Origin of the sequence: Clavibacter michiganensis subsp. tessellarius, from assembly GCF_021922985.1 — a bacterium.
GTDB lineage: Bacteria > Actinomycetota > Actinomycetes > Actinomycetales > Microbacteriaceae > Clavibacter > Clavibacter tessellarius.
On the sequence record NZ_CP040788.1, the window covers coordinates 1,703,965 to 1,722,578 of the forward strand.

Genomic DNA, 18,614 nt, shown 5'->3' on the forward strand with positions numbered 1-18,614 from the left:
AGCCCCCGTGACCGACACCCCCGCACCGGCGGACGCCGCCGCACCCGCATCCACCCCGCGCGCCGACATCGGCGTCATCGGCGGATCCGGCCTCTACGCCCTGCTCGACCCCGCGACCAGCACGTCCCATCGCATCGAGACGCCGTTCGGCCCCACCTCGAGCGAGGTGACCGTGGGCGAGCTGGCCGGGCGGCGCATCGCGTTCCTCACCCGCCACGGCGCCGACCACTCGGTCGCGCCGCACCTCATCGACTACCGGGCGAACGTCTGGGCGCTCGCCTCGCTCGGCGTCTCGGCCATCGTGTCGTCGTCGGCCGTAGGCGGCGTCTCGCCGGACTACCCGCCGGGATCGCTCGTGCTGACGGACCAGCTCCTCGACCGCACCTGGGGACGACCGGACACCTTCTTCGACCAGGGCGTCGTGCAGCACCTCTCCGCCGCGGATCCGTTCGACCCCGAGCTGCACGGCCTCGCCGCCGCCGCGCTCGTGGAGCTGGAGGGCGGCGACCGCGCCGATCCTGCCGGGCCGCTGCGCACCTCGGGCACGGTCGTCGTCGTCCAGGGACCGCGCTTCTCCACGCGCGCCGAGTCGCTGTGGTTCCGCCAGGCGGGCGCCCACATCGTCAACATGACGCAGTACCCGGAGGTGGTGCTCGCGTCCGAGCTGAACATCGGCACCGTGAACCTGTCGTTCGTCACCGACGCCGACGCCGGCCTCGCGCCGCTCCCCGGCGAACAGGGCGACGCCGTCACCGCGGAGCTCGTGTTCGCGCGGCTCCGGGACGCGCAGCCGCGCATCGTGCGCGCGATCGAGGCGGTCATCCGCGCGATCCCCGCCGACTACCGCGGCCGGCCCCTCATCGACCCGGATGCGGTCGCCTCCGTGCTCGCGCGGCCCGCCTCGGGCGCCGGCGACGCGACGGGCGCGCGCTCGTGAGCGACGGGATCCTCCTCGTCACGGGCGGAGCGGGCTTCATCGGCGGCACCGTCGTCGCGGCGGCGCTTGCGGAGGGCCGTCGCGTGCGGATCCTCGACTCGCTGCGGGCGGACGTGCACGGCGGCGCACCCGAGATCGACCCGCGGGCGGAGCTCGTGCACGGCGACGTCACGGATCCGGACCAGGTGGCCCGCGCGCTCGACGGCGTCGACGTCGTGTGCCACCAGGCCGCGAAGGTCGGCCTCGGCGTCGACTTCCTCGACGCCCCCGACTACGTGCACACGAACGACGGCGGGACCGCGGTGCTGCTCGCCGCCATGACGCGCGCCGGCGTCGACCGCCTCGTGCTCGCGAGCTCCATGGTCGTCTACGGCGAGGGGGCCTACGCGGGCGCCGCCGGCCCGGTGCGCCCGCCCGCGCGCCGCGTCGCCGACCTCGACGCCGGGATGTTCGACCCCGTCGATCCCGCCACGGGCGAGCCGCTCGTGCCCGCGCTCATCGGCGAGGACGTGCCGCTGGATCCGCGCAACGTCTACGCCACCACGAAGCTCGCGCAGGAGAACCTCGCGAGCTCGTGGACCCGCGCCACGGGCGGTCGCGCCGCGGCCCTCCGCTACCACAACGTCTACGGGCCCGGCATGCCGCAGAACACCCCCTACGCGGGCGTCGCGTCGCTGTTCCGGTCGGCGCTGGCCCGCGGCGAGGCGCCCCGCGTCTTCGAGGACGGCCGGCAGCGCCGCGACTTCGTGCACGTGCGCGACGTCGCCGGCGCGAACCTCGCCGCCCTCGCGTGGACCGCGGACCGCGACCCCGGGTCCTTCCGCGCCTTCAACGTGGGCAGCGGCACCGTGCACACCATCGGCGAGATGGCCGAGGCGCTCGCTCGCGAGGCGGGCGGATCCGCGCCCGTCACCACGGGCGAGTACCGGCTGGGCGACGTGCGGCACATCACGGCGTCGTCCGACAGGCTCCGCACGGAGCTCGGCTGGGAGCCGCAGGTGGGCTTCGAGGAGGGCATGCGCGAGTTCGCGACGGCGCCGCTGCGGAGCGCGGTCGGCTGAGGGGCGCTGGGTCGGGTCGGGTCGGGTCCGGGCGAGTCCGGGCGGGTCGGGTCCGGGCGGGTCGGGTCGAATTGCGCCACGGCGCGTCGTACCCGGGTGCCGCCCGGCCGTCGACCCCGGCACCTCCGGCCGACGACGCCCACGCGGCGTCGCACGAGACTGGGGGCATGACCCCCGCATCACGCCGCCGCATCGCCGCGCGCTCCGGGATCGCCCTCGCCGTCGGCGCCGCGTCCCTCGCGCTCGCCGGCTGCTCGGGCATCACCGACGACATCGCCGACATCTACTCGATCACCTACGAGGTCACGACCAGCGGACCCGCCGACGGCGGGCTGACCGACGTGTCGTACGCCGAGGCGTCGCACCGAGGACGACCGTCGATCGTCCAGGAGGTCGGGCAGGCGTCGCTCGCCCCCGGCGACGACTCGGCGAGCTCCATCTGGTCGGTCGAGTCGGTCGTCACCGCGGAGGACTGGGCCTTCGTGCAGGCGACGCCGGTGGACGGCGAGGCGCTCACCTGCCGGATCCTGGTCGACGGCGTGAAGGAGATCGCCTCGTCGACGGCCGCGGCAGGCCAGCCCGTGACGTGCCAGGTGCCGACCGCGCCGTTCAGCTGACGCGGCCGGCCGACCCGAGCGGCCGGCCGGTCCGCATCCCGCCGCTCAGTACTTCGCGGACTGCCCGCCGTCGATCGGCAGCACGGCCGCGTTCACGTACGCCGCGTCCGAGGACAGCAGGAACGCGACGACCGACGCGATCTCGTCCGCCTCGCCGTAGCGCTTCGTCGGGTTGCCCTGGATGAACTGCTCCGCGGCACCGCGCGGGTCGTCGGCGCTGATCTGCTTCATGGAGGCCTCGACCATCGGGGTCCAGATGGCCCCGGGCGCGATCGCGTTGACGCGGATGCCGAACTCGCCGTACTCGACGGCCGAGTTGCGGGTGAGGCCGACGACGCCGTGCTTCGCGGCCGCGTAGCCGGACTGGTTGCCGACGCCGCGGATCCCGCCGACGCTCGCGGTGTTCACGACCATGCCGGAGCCCTGCGCGCGCATGACGGCGAGGACCTTCTCGAGGCCGAGGAAGACCCCGCGCAGGTTGATGGCGACGACCTTGTCGAACTCCGCCGCGGTGAAGTCCTCGGTGAGGTTCTGGCGGCCCTCGATGCCGGCGTTGTTGAAGAAGCCGTCGATGCGGCCGAAGCGCTCAACGGTCTGCTGCACGTACGCATCGACGTCGGACTCCTGGGACACGTCGGCGATGACGGTGAGGACCTCGGCGTCGGACGCGGCGGCGGTGACGGCCTCGACGGTGGCCTGGAGGCCCTGCTCGGAGATGTCGACGAGCGCGAGCTTCGCGCCCTCCGAGGCGAGGCGGACGGCGGCGGCGCGGCCGAGGCCGGATCCGCCGCCGGTGATGAGGACGACCTGGTCGGTGAAACGGGTGGTGGTCATGGGGTCTCCTGACGAGTCGGGGACGGCGGCCCGCGTCTCGTGGGCGGAGCCACTGGTCCATGCGATCGCATGGACATCCCTACCGTAGGTCGGTTTCCTGGACGCGGCCTTCGCGCGCGGCGGGCCCCGCGCGCACCGCGCGCAGCCCGGGCGCCCGCCGCTCCCTCCGCCACCGGACGGCGACGAAGACGATCCCGGCGAGCACGATGTGCACGAGCACCAGCGCGATCGCGTCCGGCTCGACGAACGCGACGTCCCAGCCCGACGACGCCCAGTCCATGCCGCCCAGCAGCATGCGGGTGACCGTGAGCTGCGTCCAGTGGAACGCCATCGCGATGAGGAGCGCGCCCTCCATCGGGATCCGCCGCGCGGCGACGAGCGCGAGGCCGAACAGACCGAGCTGGAGCACGTAGACGATCGCGTCGTTCCCGTCGGGCACCGGCGTGAAGGCGCCGGTGTCGGATCCGGCGATGGTCCGTAGGATCCAGCGGCCGGACTCGATGACGACGCCGATCGCCGGGAAGAGGGCGGTGGTAAGGAGCGTGGCGACGACGAGGCCGGTGCCGTCTCGGAGGTTCGTCCACATGTACCCGCGGAGGGCGAGCTCCTCGGGGATCGCCTCGTAGAGCGCGAGGACGACGCCGTTGAGGAGGAGGAACCCGGCGAAGGCGGCGAGGTCGACGCCGTCGACGCGGATCCAGCCGAGGAGGGCGGCCGGGACCCAGACGGCGGCGCCCGTGACGGCTCCGACGCCGACGCCCAGCGCGATCGGCGGCCCGACGCGGCGGGACAGGCCCAGGCTCACGAGGCTGCGGCGGTCGACCTTCCGTCGCAGGAGGACCACGACGGGCACGACGAGCGCGGACATCAGCACGGCCTGCAGCACGACCTTCCCCAGCAGGCCGGCCCCGGTCGCCTTCGCGACCGCGTCCGCGATGCCGATGGCGACGCCGAGCCCCGCGCCGACCACGACCCAGGCGAGGAGCGCGACCGCGACGGCGCGGATCCACGACTGCGGGCGTCGCGTCTGCGCGTCGAGGCGCGGATCCGACGCCAGGGCGGCGGCCTCGTCCCGGTCCTCGGATGCGGACGGGGCGGAGGAGGAGGGGCGGGCGGATGCGGGCACGGGACTCGTCTCGTCGGCGGATCGTGGGCGGCGGTCGTCCCACCCATGCTGGCCGCGGCGTCCACGGCGCGCGGCCTCGACGGCGGCACGGCCCGCTTCTGGGGCGCGGGATCAGGCCGCGGACGCCCCCGCGGGGCCGTCGGCCGACACCGCCGGCTCCGTCGCCTGCTCCGGCTCCGGCTGCGGCTCCGTCGACGGCTCCGGCTGCGGCTCCGTCGACGGCTCCGTGAAGTCGAACACGAGCACCCCGTGCGGGTCCGGCGCCAGCAGCGGGCCGACGTGGTCCTTGAAGGCGGCGTGCTGCGGGTCGATGCGCGTCGGATCCGCGATGAGCGGCTCCCCGAGGTAGAGGTTGCGGTCGCCCTCCGAGGAGAAGGTGAGCACGAAGCCCAGCTCGAAGCCGCGGCCGACGCCCTCGGGGCTCGACTGCCGACCCGCGTGCAGGGACCGGATGTACGGGCCGGATCCGTCGGGGTGCGGGGAGTCGGCGAGCGCGCGGAAGCGGCGCTCGACCTCGTCGCGCTCGGCGTCCGTCGCGTCGTCGCGGAGGCGGAACAGCACGACGTGGTGCACGAGCCCGGGGACGTGGTCGCGGGCGGTGAGCTCGGCGTCGGTGAGGGAGGGGTAGGGGGTGACGGGGGTCATGGATCGAGCCTGGCCCGCCCGCCCGCGATCGGCACGGCCGCGGGGCGATGACCCCCGTCCGGGCCCTGTCGCCGGGGGCGCGCGGCACGTAGCCTCGGAGGATCCGGCGAGGCGACGAGGAGGCCGCATGCGCGCATCCGGCACCGACCGCGCGGCCGACGACGACGCGCTCGCCCGACGCCTCCGCGACGACGACGCCGCGACCCGCCGCCTCGACGACCTCCGCGGCGCCGCCTACGGCCGGGACGCGTCCGCGGCGCCGCTCGTCGCCGTGCCCGCCGTCCTCCGGGAGGCGACCGGCATCGAGGATGCCGCGCTCCCCGCCCCGCTGATCGCCCTGCTGACCGAGGAGGTGCGGCTCGTCGCCGAGGGCCGCGCGCTGCTCGACGGCGAGCGGCGGGCCTCGGCGTCCCCCGCGCGGGCCGCTGTCACCGCCGCCGCCGGATCCGCCGGTCCCGCGTCCGCCGACGCCGACGGAGACGGAGACGCCGATACCGACGCCGATACCGACTCCGACGCCGATGCCGATGCTTCCACCGCGGACGAGCCCCCGACGACCGCACCCGCGGCGCAGCCCGACGACGCGCCGCCCGCCCGCGCCGACCGCCGCATCCGGCCGGGCGTCCTGGTCGCCGCCGTCACGGCGGCCCTCGCGCTCGGCGGCCTCCTCGGCGCCTCCGGATCCGGCCTGCTCGACGACGCGGTCCCCGCCGCCGCCCCGACCGCGTCCTCCCCCGCCGACGGCCGCGGATCCCGCGTGGAGGCGATGGGCACGCCCGACGGCCGCCGCGCGTCCGCCGTCCCGCCGTTCACGGCCTCGCCGCCGCCGCACGTCAGCGCGACCGACGAGGAGATGGCGGCCGTCTACCGGCGCGAGGCCGACGCGAGCTGGGAGCTGCTCGCGTCCGGCGTCCCGGGCGCCGTGCGGCCCGAGGTGGCCCTCGAGCGCGTCGTGTCCGAGGAGGACTTCCCGGAGCAGCAGGTCGAGTGCCTCCGGGCCGCGGGCATCGAGGCGTCGGTCGTCGGCGGGGGCGGCATCACCTACCAGGACGCGGATCCGGTCGAGGTGTGGTCCTGCTACGCGCGCTTCCCGATGCAGCAGCCCGACCCGCGCACCGACGCCGAGCTCGCCTACGAGCACGACTACCTCGTCTCGTTCCTCCTGCCCTGCTACGCCGTCGCGGGCCGGCCGTACACGGATGCGGTGCCCGGCCGTGAGGAGTACGTGGCGCGCGCGAAGGCCGGGGACCCGTGGTCCCCGATCCCCGACGGCATGGACGGCGCGCTGTCGTCCCGCTGCCCGGCGCAGCCGCCGGCGTGGGGATGAGCGCCGACCCGGCTCCGGATGGCGCCCTCCGTCGGCGCCTCCGCGACGACCCGGACGCCGCGGCGCACCTGGCCGAGCTGCGGCGGGCCGTCTACGGACGCGACGGATCCGACGACGCGACCCGCGACGCGCTCCTCGACGCGGAGCGGCGGCTGACGACCGAGGGGCGGCGGATGCTCAAGCGGGACGCGGCGGCGGACGCGGTCACCCGAGGCCCAGCGCCGGGGTCCGGCACCGCGGACACCGCGGGCCCCGCGGACACGGCATCGGGGGCATCGGCCCGCCCGCACGGCTCGGCCGCGGCCTCCGCGACTCCGCCCGCCGACGCCGCCCCCGACGGCGCGGATGCCGTGGACGCCGCCGACGCAGCGGACGCCGCGCCCGCCCGCCGCCGCCTCCTCCGCCCCGGCCCGCTCACCGCCGCGATCGCCGCCGTCTGCCTGGTCGCGGGCCTCGCATCCGCCTCCGCCGCCGGCCTCCTCCCCGACGGCGACGGCGACGGCGACGGCGCACGCGACCGGGCGCCCACGTCCACGCCGGGCCCGCCGTCCGCCCCCGGTCCCCGGCTCGGCGTGCCCGCCCCCGACTTCACGCCCCAGCCGCCGACCGAGACGCGCGGGGAGCTCAGCGACGCGGAGACCGCCGTGGCCCTCCGGGATGCCGCGGACGCCGCCTGGGAGCAGGTCGTCCGGGAGCGGCCGGACGCGGTGCGCCCCGACGTGCCGGTCGAGCGGGTGCTCGCGGGCGAGGCGTGGGTGCGGCAGCAGGCGTCGTGCCTCGGCGAGTCCGGCGTGCGCGTGCAGGTTATCGGCACGGGCGACGACGCGCGCCTCGGCACCGACTCGGCGGATCCCATCGTGCGCTACGTCTGCCGGGTCCGCTTCCCGGTCGCGCCCGGAGGACCATGACGGACGCCGCCCGGGATCGGCTGCACGGCCGCTCCGCGGATCGCCCGCTCCCGCCGCGGCTCTCCCAGGGGAGCGTCGACGCCGCGGTTAGGGTGGTTCCCGTGCGACCGCCCCTCGGACCCCGGCCCCGCGCCACCGGTCCGCGATGACGGACCGGCACAGCCCCTTCGCCCCGGACGACGACGGCGCCTCGCCCTTCGACCGGCCCGCGCGGTCCGCCCGTCCGCGACGCGAGCGGATCCGCGACCGGCGCCCCCGCGACGTCGACGCGGCGGCCGGCACGACGCCCGGCACCGCGACCGCCGCCGCCACCGCCACCCTCACCGCACCGCCCCCGCCCGCCGCGCACGCCCACGCCCACGACCACGACGCCCCGCGCCCGTCCGCCTCCGGGATCCGCACCGGTCTCGTCACGGGCCTCGCCCTCGTCCTCCTGCTCCTCGCCCTCCGCGCCGCCTCCCCCGCGCTCGGCGACAGCGTCCTGCCCGACCGCCTGCAGGACCTCGTCACCCTCTCGGTCAGCGTCATCGTGGAGTCGCTGCCGTTCGTGATCCTCGGCATCGTCCTGTCGATCGTCGTGCAGGTGTGGGTGCCGCCCGGCGTCATCGAGCGCCGCCTGCCGCGGAACCCCTTCGCGCGCCGCGCCTGCATCTCGTTCCTCGGCATGGCGCTGCCGGTCTGCGAGTGCGGCAACGTGCCGCTCGCCCGCGGCCTGGTGGTGCGCGGGTTCACGGTGCCGGAGTCGATCACGTTCCTGCTGGCCGCGCCGATCCTCAACCCGATCACCATCATCACGACGCACGCGGCCTTCGGCTGGGACGGCTGGATCCTCGTGGCCCGCCTCGTCGGCGGCTTCCTCATCGCGAACGTGGTCGGCTGGCTGTTCAGCCTCCACCCCGATCCCGACCGCCTCCTCACCGACGAGTTCCGCGCCGAGTGCGCCCTGCCCGACCCGCACGCGCACGGCGGCGCCCGCGTCCGGAAGTCGATCTCGCTGTTCGGCCGCGAGGCGACCACGATCATGCCGGCGCTCGTCATCGGTTCCCTGCTGGCCGGCCTCATCCAGGTCGCGGTGCCGCGCGAGGTGCTCGTCACGCTCGGCGGCAGCCCGATCCTCTCGGTGCTCGCGCTGATGCTCCTGGCCTTCGTCGTCTCGGTCTGCTCCAACGTCGACGCGTTCTTCGTGCTCTCGTTCGGATCCGTGTTCCTGCCCGGCGGCATCGTCGCCTTCCTGGTGTTCGGCCCGGTCATCGACGTGAAGATGCTCGCGCTCATGCGCACCACCTACTCGACCCGCACGCTCGTGATGATCACCTCGGTCGTCGCGCTGATCAGCCTCGCGCTGGGATGGGGTGTCAATGCGATCGCCTGACGACCGGACGGACGACGACCGGACCGCCGACGAGCGGCCCGCCCCCGCCCTCCGCCGCGCGCGCCGCCGCCGCGCCGCGGGCGGCCGCGCCTCCTCCACCGTGGGCCTCGTGCTCCTCGCCGCGTGCATCGTCTCGACGCTGTGGCTCACGATCACCGGCCAGCTCGGCCTCTACATCCACCCGCGCTACTTCGTCTTCACGGCGATCATGGCGGTCATCGGCCTCGTCGCCACCGTCGCCGGCTTCGCCCTCCGCCCCGCCGAGGCGGCCGACGACCACGACCACGCGCACGACCACGACGGCGGCGGATCCGCGTCCCCCGCCGCCCGACGCACCCTCCGCGCCCGCGCCTCCCGCGTCGCCGTCGCGACGGTCGTCACGATCACGGTCGTCGCCGTCCTCGTGCTCCCGCCGCGCACGCTCACCCAGAGCACGGTGACCCAGCGGGCCCTCAACTCGAGCACGGTCGCCTCCGACGCCGCGCCCGACCAGGAGCTCCTCGGCACGAGCGACTTCTCGACCCTCGGCGTCAAGGACTGGTCGCAGCTCCTCGTGCAGACCACGGACCCCACCTTCTTCACCTCGAAGTCCGTCGACATCACGGGATTCGTCAGCGCCGACCCCGACGACCCGGACGACGTCTTCTACGTGACCCGCTTCGTCGTCACCTGCTGCGCGGTCGACGCGCAGCCGGTCGGCGTGCCCGTCTACCAGCCGGGCTGGAAGTCGACGCTCCAGACCGACGAGTGGGTCGAGGTGAAGGGTCCGTTCGCCTCGAACCCGAGCGCGAAGAGCCGGCAGCCGCTCGCCGTGATGCCGCAGGGCGTGACGAAGGTCGACCAGCCCGCCGACCCCTACGTCTACTGAGCCGCCCGTGACCGACGCCGCCCGATCCCCGCGCGCCTTCCGCCGGGCGTTCACCGCCGTGATCCTCGTGCTCGTGCTCGTCGCCGGCGGCCTGCTCGCGGTCGCCGGCAGCCAGGGGCCGCGGCTCGTGCGCACCGACGTGGATCCGCTCGCCGTCGTGCAGCAGTCGCGCCAGCGGCTCGTGCTCGCGGCGAACCGGCCGGTCGAGCCGATCGACGCGTCCCGCGTGCGGATGGAGCCCGGCGCCGACTTCACCGTGGACACGCAGGCCGACCGCATCATCCTCGACTTCACGCGCCCGCTCGCCTACGACGCCGACTACACCGTCTCGATCGACGGCGTGCGGGGCGTCGGCGGCGGCCCCGCGTCGGACCTCGCGACGTCGTTCCGCACGGGCGACCCCGGCATGTACGTGCTCGTGCGGGGCGGCGAGCAGCAGGCCGACCGGATCCTCCGCCAGAGCGTCGCCGGCAGCGGCGGCGAGGGCACGAGCGACGTGGTATTCCAGGCCACGAAGATCCAGGAGTACGCGGTCGTCGGGAAGTCGCTCGTGGTCGCGACCCTCCAGGACGACGGCACGAACGGCCTCGTCATCGCGGCGCTCGACGGATCCGGCCAGGCCGACCTCCCGCTCCCCGGCCGCGGCACGCTCGACGACCTGCACGCGGAGGACGCCGGCACGACGGTCGGCTTCCGCTTCACGAGCGCCGACGGCGGCGCCTACGACGACACCCTCATGGTCGACGACGTGGGCGCCGGCGCCGCCCCCACCCCGGTGACGGGCCTCGACGGGCGGGAGCTCAGCGTGCAGGCGTGGGGCTTCGTGCCCGGCCGCCCGCAGCTCGTGGCGCACGGGCAGGACGGCGACATGTACCTGGTGACGGTCGACGGATCCGCGCCCATCGTGCCGCTCGGCCGCCACGGGACGCTCGGCCCGTTCTCCGCGGACGGCACCCGGCTCGCGGTCACGGATCCGGGCTCGACGACCGAGATCGACCTCCGGACCGCGCAGCAGACGCAGCTGCCCACCGAGACGGGCGGGGCCGACCTGCAGTACGACGGCGCGATCTCGTTCGTCCCGGGCGACGACGCCGCGGTCCTCCGCGTGCGCACGTCCCTCGACGCGGCGACCGGCACCGCCACGCAGCGGCTCGTGGTCGTGCGCGACGGGACGGCGAGCGACGTGTACGTGCCCGCGGATCCCGCGACCCGCATCACGGGCCTGAAGGTGACGCCCAACGGCCGCTTCGCGCTGCTCGAGACGGTGCCGGATCCGGCCCGCGGCGCGAGCGACGACTACCCGCGGAACCCCCGCGACTCGACCGTCACCACGCTGTTCGTCGAGCTGGCCACCGGCACGGTGACCCGCAGCGTCGCGGGCTTCGCGGTCACGATCGGCTGACGCCCGGGGTACCGCCACGTGGGCGGAGAGCCCGCCGACTGTTCGAGCATTCTTACGTCTGGCTCCTGCATGCAATCCGGTTGATTCGGACTTGGCACGCCATCACTGCTTACGCCACGTGCCGCACCTGGTGGAGCTGAAGGAGTAATCACCCGGTCGGATGATCACCTCTGCGCGCAGACCGTCGTTGATGAAGTTGTTGTCGATGATCTCGCCAGCCGCATCCGTCCGCTCCCAGTAGCAGCCGTCGAGTTCCCCCTCCGTGACATAAGTGCCCGGCTGGATGACTTCGCCGATGCGCTTCACACCTTCGCCGAACGCGCGCCCCTCCGCGATGGCAGCGTCCTCCGCGATGGAGTTGTCCACGCGCGCTCGCACGTCAGCCGCCTTGGGATGCTCCGGGCAGACGGTGAGAGCACCGGCGAGCTCCTTGGCCTGACTCGTGCTGTAGCTCTCCATGCCGGCGTAGCTGCCGAATCCCAGCTCGGCACAGATGCTCTGCAAGGTGCCGTTGCCTTCGAGGCTGCTGATCGCGCCGGACGCCAGCGCAGCCCTCTGCGTCTCGGTGTAGAACGTGCCGCTCTTGGTGCCGGACTCACAACGACTGAGTGGCAGCGTCGACGCCCACACGGAACGGAAGTCGGGAAATTGATGGGTCTGATGAGCGGTGTCCATGCAGGACATGGACCATGTGTATGGCTTTCCCACGGTCGTCATGCCGTTCTTCACGCGGGAGACCGCGGAATTGATGGCACTCGTGTCAGTGACCGAGACGCTCTCCAAATCCTTGGTCGCATCGGCCAGATCAGCGACGATGTCCTCCGGCGCGTAGCTGAGGTCCGTGAGCAGGAACTCACGGACGTCATCGAGGGTCTCTTCGCGAGACACGAGTGCATCCGACCGGGCGTCGTTGGCCAGACGGTCAGCACGCACTTGCGCCTCTCGGGCTGTCGCCTGCTCCCTCTGTTGTGTCTCGATGCCGCCGATGGTGACGGGGACGACGACCGCCACGAGGAGAAGCAAGAAGACGAGGCCGCCGACGATCCACCGCCCTCGAACTGAGCTAACGAAAGCCAGACCAGGGCCGACGAGTTCGCGGACGCTGCGAAACGGAGCAGCCGATGGACGACGATGCCCAGGGTTTCGCGGCCCGGCTGACGGCATCGAATCGGCGTAGGCATCCGGCTCGACGCTCGGATCCCCCTGGCCCTGAGCGCTTCGCCGTTCCCCCGTCCACGCGGAGCCGTCCCAGAACACCTCGATGTCAGGATCGGTTTGATGGGGAAACCAACCGGGCGGAGTCGCTGTCACCTCGTCAGCCTGGACGTGAGGCGCTCCGACGGACAGACCCCTTCCGGGGGCACTTCTTGTGCATGTGCTGCCTACGACGGCGAAGTCGTTGTCAGTGGAGAGCCCGAGGACGCGACTCCGACCGCCCCCGCACGCGCCGACGGCCCCGGCTCCCGGTGAGGGAGACGAGGCCGTCGATGCGTTCTGCTGTGAGCGCAGGTGGTGCGTCCCGGCGGAGCCGGGTGGGTGCTACTTGGTGTTGACGGTGATCTTGGCGATGCCGACGACGAGCTGGTCGGTGACGGCGGTGGTGCCGAAGGTGCTGTTCAGCAGCGACGCGGCGTCGGGGCTGACCTTGACCGTGGTGCCCTCGAGGACGGCGTTGTCGCCCTCCATGGCGAGGGGCTTCAGGGTCGTGCCGTCGAGGTTGAAGATGTAGACGTCCTTCATGACCTCGCCGTCGCCGACCTGGACCGACCCGGTGAGGCGGCTGGTGCCGGGGTCGATGACGAAGTCGGTGAGCTTCACGACGGTGGAGCCGGCGGTGAGGCTGATGCCGGAGCCGGAGTGGTCGATCTCGCCCTGGACGTAGGGGCGGTAGGACTGCTGGGGGTCGAAGTACTTCACGTTGCCGCCGGTGATGGGGAACGCGAGGGTGCCGGTGGCGCCGTCGAGGGTCGCGGTGCCGATGACGCCGGGGGTCAGGCCCAGTGTCGTGAGGGCGCCGGTGAAGCCGGAGTCGAGCGTGACCTTGGTGTCGACGCCGGTCAGGGTCGGGATCGACGCGAGCGGCGTGGGGTTCGCCTCGGTCGTCGCGGTCGCGGCGGGCTTCGACGAGGACGAGGAGGACGAGCCGGAGTCGGAGGGGGTCGAGCAGGCGGCGAGGCCGACGACGAGGAAGCCGGCGGTGGCGAGGCCGAAGACGGACTTGGTGAGGTTGCGCATGATGTTTCCTTCGCTGTGTGGGCTGGGATCCACCCGGATCCCCCGGGCGACACAGGGACTTCGGCGCCGCGGCGGAACGGGTTGGGACGGGTTCTCCTTTCCCAGGTGAAGGCCAGGTTCGCGGTGCGCTCCCCCGGGATCACGGGGAAGCGCCGCCACCGTCGGATACGCGCCTGTTGACTTCCGACTGTCGGCGACATATCGTCGATGCATCGCGACAGCACGTCGCGATCCCCTGACATCCCGACCGGAAGGAGCGCGACATGCGCACCCACGACCAGCACGCGGACCACGACCCGCGCCACGACCACCACCACGACCACCACGACCGCTCCCGCGACGGCGTCCCCGCCGACCGCCACGAGCCCCGCATGCAGCACCACCGCGGCGGCCGCCCGCGCATCATGCCCGGCCACCCGCTCGCCCGCGGCTTCCACCCGGGCGAGGGCGGATCCGGGTTCCCGGGCTTCCCCGGCGCCGGCGGCTTCCCCGGCATGGGCGGCTTCCCGGGCATGGGCGGCTTCGGCGGCCCCGGCTTCGGCCCGGGACGCGGACGCGGCGGACGCGGTCGCGCCCGCCGCGGCGACGTCCGCCTCGCGATCCTCTCCCTCCTCGCGGAGGAGCCCTCGAACGGCTACGGCCTCATCACCGGCATCGCCGCGAAGAGCGAGGGCGCCTGGCGGCCGAGCCCCGGATCCGTCTACCCCACGCTCCAGCAGCTCGTCGACGAGGACCTCATCGTCGCCGACGAGACCGGATCCAAGAGCGTCTACTCCCTCACCGACGCGGGCCGCGCCCACGTCGAGGAGAACCGCGCGGGCATCGACGCCGCCTGGGCCGCGACCACCGACCGCTCCGAGGGCGAGGACGCGTTCCAGACGAGCCTCATGAAGCTCGCCGGCGTGATCAAGCCGCTCATGCACGACGCGACCGACGCCCAGCGCCAGGCTGCGGCGGCGAAGCTCGACGAGACGCGGCGCGCGCTGTACGCGATCCTCGCCGACTGATCCCGGGCATCACCCGGAGACGACGGCGGCCCCCGCTGGTGCGGGGGCCGTCGTCGTGCGCGGGGCGGGTCAGCGCGCGGCCGCTCCGGTGTCGAGGTCGTCGCCGGCCTCGAGGTCGGGGCCGTCGGACTCGGTGATGTCGATGCCGAGGCCGCCGTTCTCGTCGTCGCCCGCGTCCACGGCGTCGTCGTCGAGCGGCACGACGCGCTCGGCGTCGATGGCCTCCTCGGCGTCGCGGGCGTCGGTGCCGACGAGCTCCTCCTCGTCGACGCCGGTGTCGTCCAGGTCGCGGTCGGCGGGGTCGCGGGGGTTCTCGATGTCGCTCACGGTGCTCTCCTCTTCTGGTCGATGCGGCGCGGTGGCGCCGTGCATCGACCGTACGCGTCCCCGCTCCGCGCGTCCGGGGAGCGGCGCCCGGCACGAGGACGGCGGCGCGAGGGCGGACGGGTCAGGAGACGCCGACGGTGATCCGGTGCCAGCCCGTCGCGCCGTCGGGGGCGGGCGGCGCCTCGTCGGAGGTCTGCGTGGCGCCCGTGGTGTCGGTCGCGCGCACCTCCACGCTGTGGGATCCGCTCGCCGCGTCCCAGGCATACGACCACTGCCGCCAGGTGTCCGTGCCCACGCCGTCGCCCAACGTCGCCTCGACCCAGTCGCCCTCGTCGACGCGCACCTCCACCTTCTCGATGCCGGTGTGCTGCGCCCAGGCCATGCCGGCGATCGCCGTGCGGCCCGCGTCGACGCGCGCGCCGGAGCGCGGGGTGTCGATGCGGGAGCCGGTCTTGATCGGGCCGCGCTCGGTCCAGCCGCGGGTCGACCAGTACGCGACGTCCTCGGCGAAGGTCGTGACCTTCAGCTCGGTGACCCACTTCGTGGCGGAGACGTAGCCGTACAGGCCGGGCACCACCATCCGCACCGGGAAGCCGTGCTCCTGCGGGAGCGGCTCGCCGTTCATGCCGACCGCGAGGATCGCCGCGCGGTCGGGATCCGTGAGCGCCTCGAGCGGCGTGCTGGCGGTCCAGCCGTCCTGGCTCGTGGAGAGCACCATGTCGGCACCCGCGGTGGGGCGGGCGCGCTCGAGCAGCAGCCGGATGGGGTACCCGAGCCACAGCGCGTTGCCGATGAGGTCGCCGCCGACCTCGTTCGAGACGCAGGTGAGGGTCGTCACGTGCTCCTCGAGCGGGAGGGCGAGCAGCTCGGCGAAGGTGATCTCGACCTCCTGCTCGACCATGCCGGTGATCCGCAGCGTCCAGGAGGCCGCGTCGACCGACGGCACCTGCAGCGCGGTGTCGATCCGGTAGAAGTCGGCCGCGGGCGTGAGGAAGGGGGCGAGCCCGGGGACGCCGAGCTCGGCGGACGCGGGGATCGCGGCGGCGGGCGTCGCCGCGCGCGGGAGCACGAGGGTGCGGCGGAAGTCGTCCACGCGGGCCGCGGCGGCGTTGACCCCGCGGGCCACGGATCCGGCGACCACGGAGGCGGCGCCGGCCACGACCGTCATGAGGAGGAAGGTGCGCCGCTCGACGCGCGCGCCGGATCCCGCGGTGAGCGGCGCGCGGGCGGCCGGGCGGGCGATGCCGCGCACGGGCTCCGCGGTCTGCGCGGCGTAGGAGGACGCGCGGGCGGAGGCGTCGCGCCAGTCGCGGAGGCGGTCGGCGCCGCGGTGGAGGACGAAGACGCCCGCGATCATGCCGACGATGGTGGGGATCGCCGCGGCGCCCGTGGCCCCGGCGCGCGTGGTGGCGGCGAGCACGGCGACGCCGGCGAACAGCGCGAGCACGACCACGCCGAGCGGCGGGCGGCGCACCTGGAGGATGCCGGCGAGCGCGGCCGCGGCGAGCACCACGACGCCGAGCACCACGATGAGGGCGACCTTGTCGCCCGTGCCGAACAGGGCGATCACCGCGTCCTTGACGCCCGCGGGCACGAGGTCGATGACGAGCGCGCCGACCGCGAGCACCGGGCTGGCCGCGGGCGCGACGAAGGCCGCCGCGATCTCGGCGACGGCCAGCACGGCGAGCGCCGCGACGACCCCCAGGAACGCCGACCACGCGCGGAGGGCCGCGCGGGTCACGGGGCGACCGGCTTGCTGTACGGCAGGATCACGTCGAAGCGGCAGCCGCCGTCGATGTTCTGGACGGTCACGTCGCCGTCGTGCGCGCGGACGATGCCGCGCACGATCGCGAGGCCCAGGCCCGCGCCGCCGCCGCCCGACGCGTAGCCGCCGTCGTGCGAGCCCTCCGCCTGCACGGCGGGATCCGGCGCCGCGGCCTCCGCGGACGGGGCCGGGAAGTCGGGTCCGAGCGCGGCCTTCGCGGCGGCGCTCGCGCCGTACGCGCGCGGGGTGCGGGATCCGGTGCTGCGCCAGCCGGCGTCGAACACGCGCGGGAGGTCGGCCTCGGGGATGCCGCCCGCGGTGTCCTCGACCGAGAGCACGGCGAGGTTGCCGGAGTCGCGGTGCGCGGAGATGACGATGCGGCCGCCCGGCAGCGACTGCTGGATGGCGTTCATGACGAGGTTGCCGACCACGCGCGACAGCTCGCGGGGATCGCCCTGCACCACGAGGTCGTCGTGCGCGGTCACGCCGCGGAGGTCGACCTGGCGCGCCTGGGCGACCGGGCCGAGCTCGGCGACGGTGTCGCTCACGACGTCGTAGAGGGAGACGCGCTCGACGGCGAGCTCGAGGCTGCCGGAGTTGATCCGGGACAGCTCGAACAGGTCGTCGACCATGCCGTTGAGGCGGTTCGCCTGCACGCGGATCTGGCGGAAGTAGCGGTGCTCGTCGTCGACCATGCCGTCCTCGAGCGACTCGGCCATGGCGCGGATCCCGGCGAGCGGCGTGCGCAGGTCGTGCGACATCCACGCGATGAGCTCGCGGCGGCTGCGCTCCTGCGCCTCCATGCGGTCGCGGGCGTCGGCGAGGCGGCGGTTGGCCGCGCTCAGCTCGCGGGCCAGCTGCGCGAACTCGGTGCTCGTGGGGCGGCCGGGCTCGACCGCGGCCTCCTCGCCCATCGACGCGGCGTAGCGGCCGAGCTCGCGGCTGCCGCGCACGAGGGTCATGCCGAGCATCGCGGCCATCACGAGGGAGACGAGGGCGGAGACCGCGGCGACGGAGAGGAACGCGGTGAGGCCGGCGTCGTCGACGAGCATGCCGGCGGTGACGGCGACCATGCCGCCCACGACCGAGAGCACGGCGGCGAGCGCGACGACGCAGATCTGGAGCACGAGCGACCGGCGACGGAGCAGGCGCAGCAGGACGCTCGCGCCGAGGCCGACGATGGCGGCGCAGACGAGCGCCGTCAGGACGACGATGAGGAAGGAGTCGGGGGTCACGCGTCGTCCCCGGGGGCGGGGGCGGACGCGTCGGCCGGCTCGGCGGCAGCGGCGGGCGAGGCGGCAGCGGGCGCTGCGGGCGCTGCGGGAGCCGCGGGCGCCGCCGCGTCCGGGTCGAACCGGTACCCCACGCCCCAGACGGTGCCGAGGAGCACGGGGTGCGCGGGATCCGCCTCGATCTTCTCCCGCAGGCGCCGCACGTGGACGGTGACGGTGGAGAGGTCGCCGATCTCCCAGCCCCACACGGAGCGGAGGAGGTCGTCGCGGCCGAAGACGCGGCGGGGGTTCCGCAGCAGGAAGGCGAGCAGGTCGAACTCGCGGGAGGTGAGGGAGAGCATCGCGCCGGCCTGGTGGATCTCGCGCGCGCCCAGGTCGAGCACGAATGGGCCCGCCACGAACGGCGGCTCCGGCACGGCCTCGGGCACGGTGCGGCGCAGCACGGCGCGCACGCGCAGCACGAGCTCGCGCGGGGAGAAGGGCTTGGCGAGGTAGTCGTCGGCGCCGGCGTCGAGGCCGTTGACGCGGTCCTCGCCCTGGCCGAGCGCGGTGAGCATCACGACGGGGACGGGCGAGTCGGGGTTCTCGGCGCGGATCCGGCGGCACACCTCGAGGCCGTCGAGCCCGGGGAGCATGCGGTCGAGCACGACGAGGTCGGGCATCCGCTCGGTCGCGACGCGCACGGCCTCGAGGCCGTCGGCCACGGTCTCCACCTGGAAGCCGGAGGCCTTGAGGTAGCGGCACACCACCTCGTTGACGGTCGGGTCGTCCTCCACCACGAGGATGCGGCGGCCGCGGAGCGGATCCTGCCGCGAGGGATCGGGCCGCGCGGCGTCGGGGCGGGCGGCGTCGGCGCGCGCGGGGTCGTAGGTGGGGCTCACCCGGCCAGACTATGCGCGCTCCCTGGGGCCGGACCCGCGCGGTGTCCGGCTTGCGAGCGAGCCGTCACCC

The 18,614-nt window shown here is 74.4% G+C and carries 18 protein-coding genes; 9 read left to right on the top strand and 9 right to left on the bottom strand.

Annotated features, from left to right (window positions below; translation table 11 throughout):
- The first annotated feature begins 7 nt into the window (after positions 1-7).
- From FGG90_RS07805 to FGG90_RS07815, 3 genes are all read left to right on the top strand, one after another.
- Positions 8-937: an MTAP family purine nucleoside phosphorylase gene (locus tag FGG90_RS07805; protein WP_094128385.1), complete on the top strand. Its 930-nt coding sequence runs from the start codon at positions 8-10 to the stop codon at positions 935-937.
- Positions 934-1,998, top strand: coding sequence for an NAD-dependent epimerase/dehydratase family protein (locus FGG90_RS07810; RefSeq protein ID WP_094128382.1), 1,065 nt, complete (start codon positions 934-936; stop codon positions 1,996-1,998). Before FGG90_RS07805 ends, FGG90_RS07810 begins: the two co-directional genes overlap by 4 nt.
- 167 nt (positions 1,999-2,165) lie before the next feature.
- Positions 2,166-2,615 (top strand): hypothetical protein, encoded by a 450-nt coding sequence (locus tag FGG90_RS07815; protein ID WP_094128379.1) that lies wholly within the window; start codon positions 2,166-2,168, stop codon positions 2,613-2,615.
- A 45-nt stretch (positions 2,616-2,660) separates the two neighbouring features.
- Here FGG90_RS07815 and FGG90_RS07820 read toward each other — a convergent pair whose 3' ends face one another.
- The 3 genes from FGG90_RS07820 to FGG90_RS07830 form a co-directional block, all read right to left on the bottom strand.
- Entirely contained in the window at positions 2,661-3,449 is a 789-nt protein-coding gene (locus FGG90_RS07820; RefSeq protein ID WP_094128376.1) for a glucose 1-dehydrogenase, read from the bottom strand.
- A gap of 79 nt (positions 3,450-3,528) precedes the next feature.
- Entirely contained in the window at positions 3,529-4,575 is a 1,047-nt protein-coding gene (locus tag FGG90_RS07825) for a CPBP family glutamic-type intramembrane protease (protein WP_094128373.1), read from the bottom strand.
- Positions 4,576-4,686: 111 nt separating this feature from the next.
- Positions 4,687-5,220, bottom strand: a complete 534-nt coding sequence (locus tag FGG90_RS07830; protein ID WP_237583253.1) for a Dabb family protein — start codon at positions 5,218-5,220, stop codon at positions 4,687-4,689.
- Between the two features lie 127 nt (positions 5,221-5,347).
- On the opposite strand from FGG90_RS07830, the gene FGG90_RS07835 reads away from it, so the two are divergent.
- The 5 genes from FGG90_RS07835 to FGG90_RS07855 all read left to right on the top strand — a co-directional run bounded on the left by FGG90_RS07835 (position 5,348) and on the right by FGG90_RS07855 (position 11,097).
- The gene (locus tag FGG90_RS07835) at positions 5,348-6,547 is read left to right on the top strand and encodes a hypothetical protein (RefSeq protein ID WP_094128370.1); all 1,200 of its coding nucleotides are present in this window, start codon (positions 5,348-5,350) and stop codon (positions 6,545-6,547) included.
- Positions 6,544-7,455: a hypothetical protein gene (locus tag FGG90_RS07840; RefSeq protein WP_165771385.1), complete on the top strand. Its 912-nt coding sequence runs from the start codon at positions 6,544-6,546 to the stop codon at positions 7,453-7,455. Before FGG90_RS07835 ends, FGG90_RS07840 begins: the two co-directional genes overlap by 4 nt.
- A 394-nt stretch (positions 7,456-7,849) precedes the next feature.
- The gene (locus FGG90_RS07845) at positions 7,850-8,827 is read left to right on the top strand and encodes a permease (protein ID WP_378143602.1); all 978 of its coding nucleotides are present in this window, start codon (positions 7,850-7,852) and stop codon (positions 8,825-8,827) included.
- Positions 8,814-9,695: a TIGR03943 family putative permease subunit gene (locus tag FGG90_RS07850; protein WP_237583256.1), complete on the top strand. Its 882-nt coding sequence runs from the start codon at positions 8,814-8,816 to the stop codon at positions 9,693-9,695. Before FGG90_RS07845 ends, FGG90_RS07850 begins: the two co-directional genes overlap by 14 nt.
- Before the next feature lie 7 nt (positions 9,696-9,702).
- A complete protein-coding gene (locus FGG90_RS07855) occupies positions 9,703-11,097 on the top strand; it encodes a hypothetical protein (protein ID WP_094128364.1) in 1,395 nt (464 codons plus the stop codon).
- A 102-nt stretch (positions 11,098-11,199) separates the two neighbouring features.
- On the opposite strand, the gene FGG90_RS07860 is transcribed toward FGG90_RS07855, so the two are convergent.
- The gene (locus FGG90_RS07860; RefSeq protein ID WP_133065148.1) at positions 11,200-12,408 is read right to left on the bottom strand and encodes a DUF2510 domain-containing protein; all 1,209 of its coding nucleotides are present in this window, start codon (positions 12,406-12,408) and stop codon (positions 11,200-11,202) included.
- Positions 12,409-12,636: 228 nt separating this feature from the next.
- The gene (locus tag FGG90_RS07865; protein ID WP_094128358.1) at positions 12,637-13,332 is read right to left on the bottom strand and encodes a hypothetical protein; all 696 of its coding nucleotides are present in this window, start codon (positions 13,330-13,332) and stop codon (positions 12,637-12,639) included.
- 263 nt (positions 13,333-13,595) lie between these two features.
- On the opposite strand from FGG90_RS07865, the gene FGG90_RS07870 reads away from it, so the two are divergent.
- Positions 13,596-14,339: a PadR family transcriptional regulator gene (locus FGG90_RS07870; RefSeq protein ID WP_378143528.1), complete on the top strand. Its 744-nt coding sequence runs from the start codon at positions 13,596-13,598 to the stop codon at positions 14,337-14,339.
- Positions 14,340-14,408: 69 nt separating this feature from the next.
- Here FGG90_RS07870 and FGG90_RS07875 read toward each other — a convergent pair whose 3' ends face one another.
- The 4 genes from FGG90_RS07875 to FGG90_RS07890 form a co-directional block, all read right to left on the bottom strand.
- Complete coding sequence (locus tag FGG90_RS07875) at positions 14,409-14,666, bottom strand: hypothetical protein (protein WP_165771384.1); 258 nt, start codon at positions 14,664-14,666, stop codon at positions 14,409-14,411.
- A gap of 121 nt (positions 14,667-14,787) precedes the next feature.
- Positions 14,788-16,407, bottom strand: coding sequence for a molybdopterin-dependent oxidoreductase (locus FGG90_RS07880; protein ID WP_094128352.1), 1,620 nt, complete (start codon positions 16,405-16,407; stop codon positions 14,788-14,790).
- A complete protein-coding gene (locus FGG90_RS07885; RefSeq protein ID WP_094128349.1) occupies positions 16,404-17,666 on the bottom strand; it encodes a sensor histidine kinase in 1,263 nt (420 codons plus the stop codon). The genes FGG90_RS07880 and FGG90_RS07885 overlap by 4 nt, the downstream gene beginning before the upstream one ends.
- Entirely contained in the window at positions 17,663-18,544 is an 882-nt protein-coding gene (locus tag FGG90_RS07890) for a response regulator transcription factor (RefSeq protein WP_094128346.1), read from the bottom strand. The genes FGG90_RS07885 and FGG90_RS07890 overlap by 4 nt, the downstream gene beginning before the upstream one ends.
- Positions 18,545-18,614 lie beyond the last annotated feature (70 nt).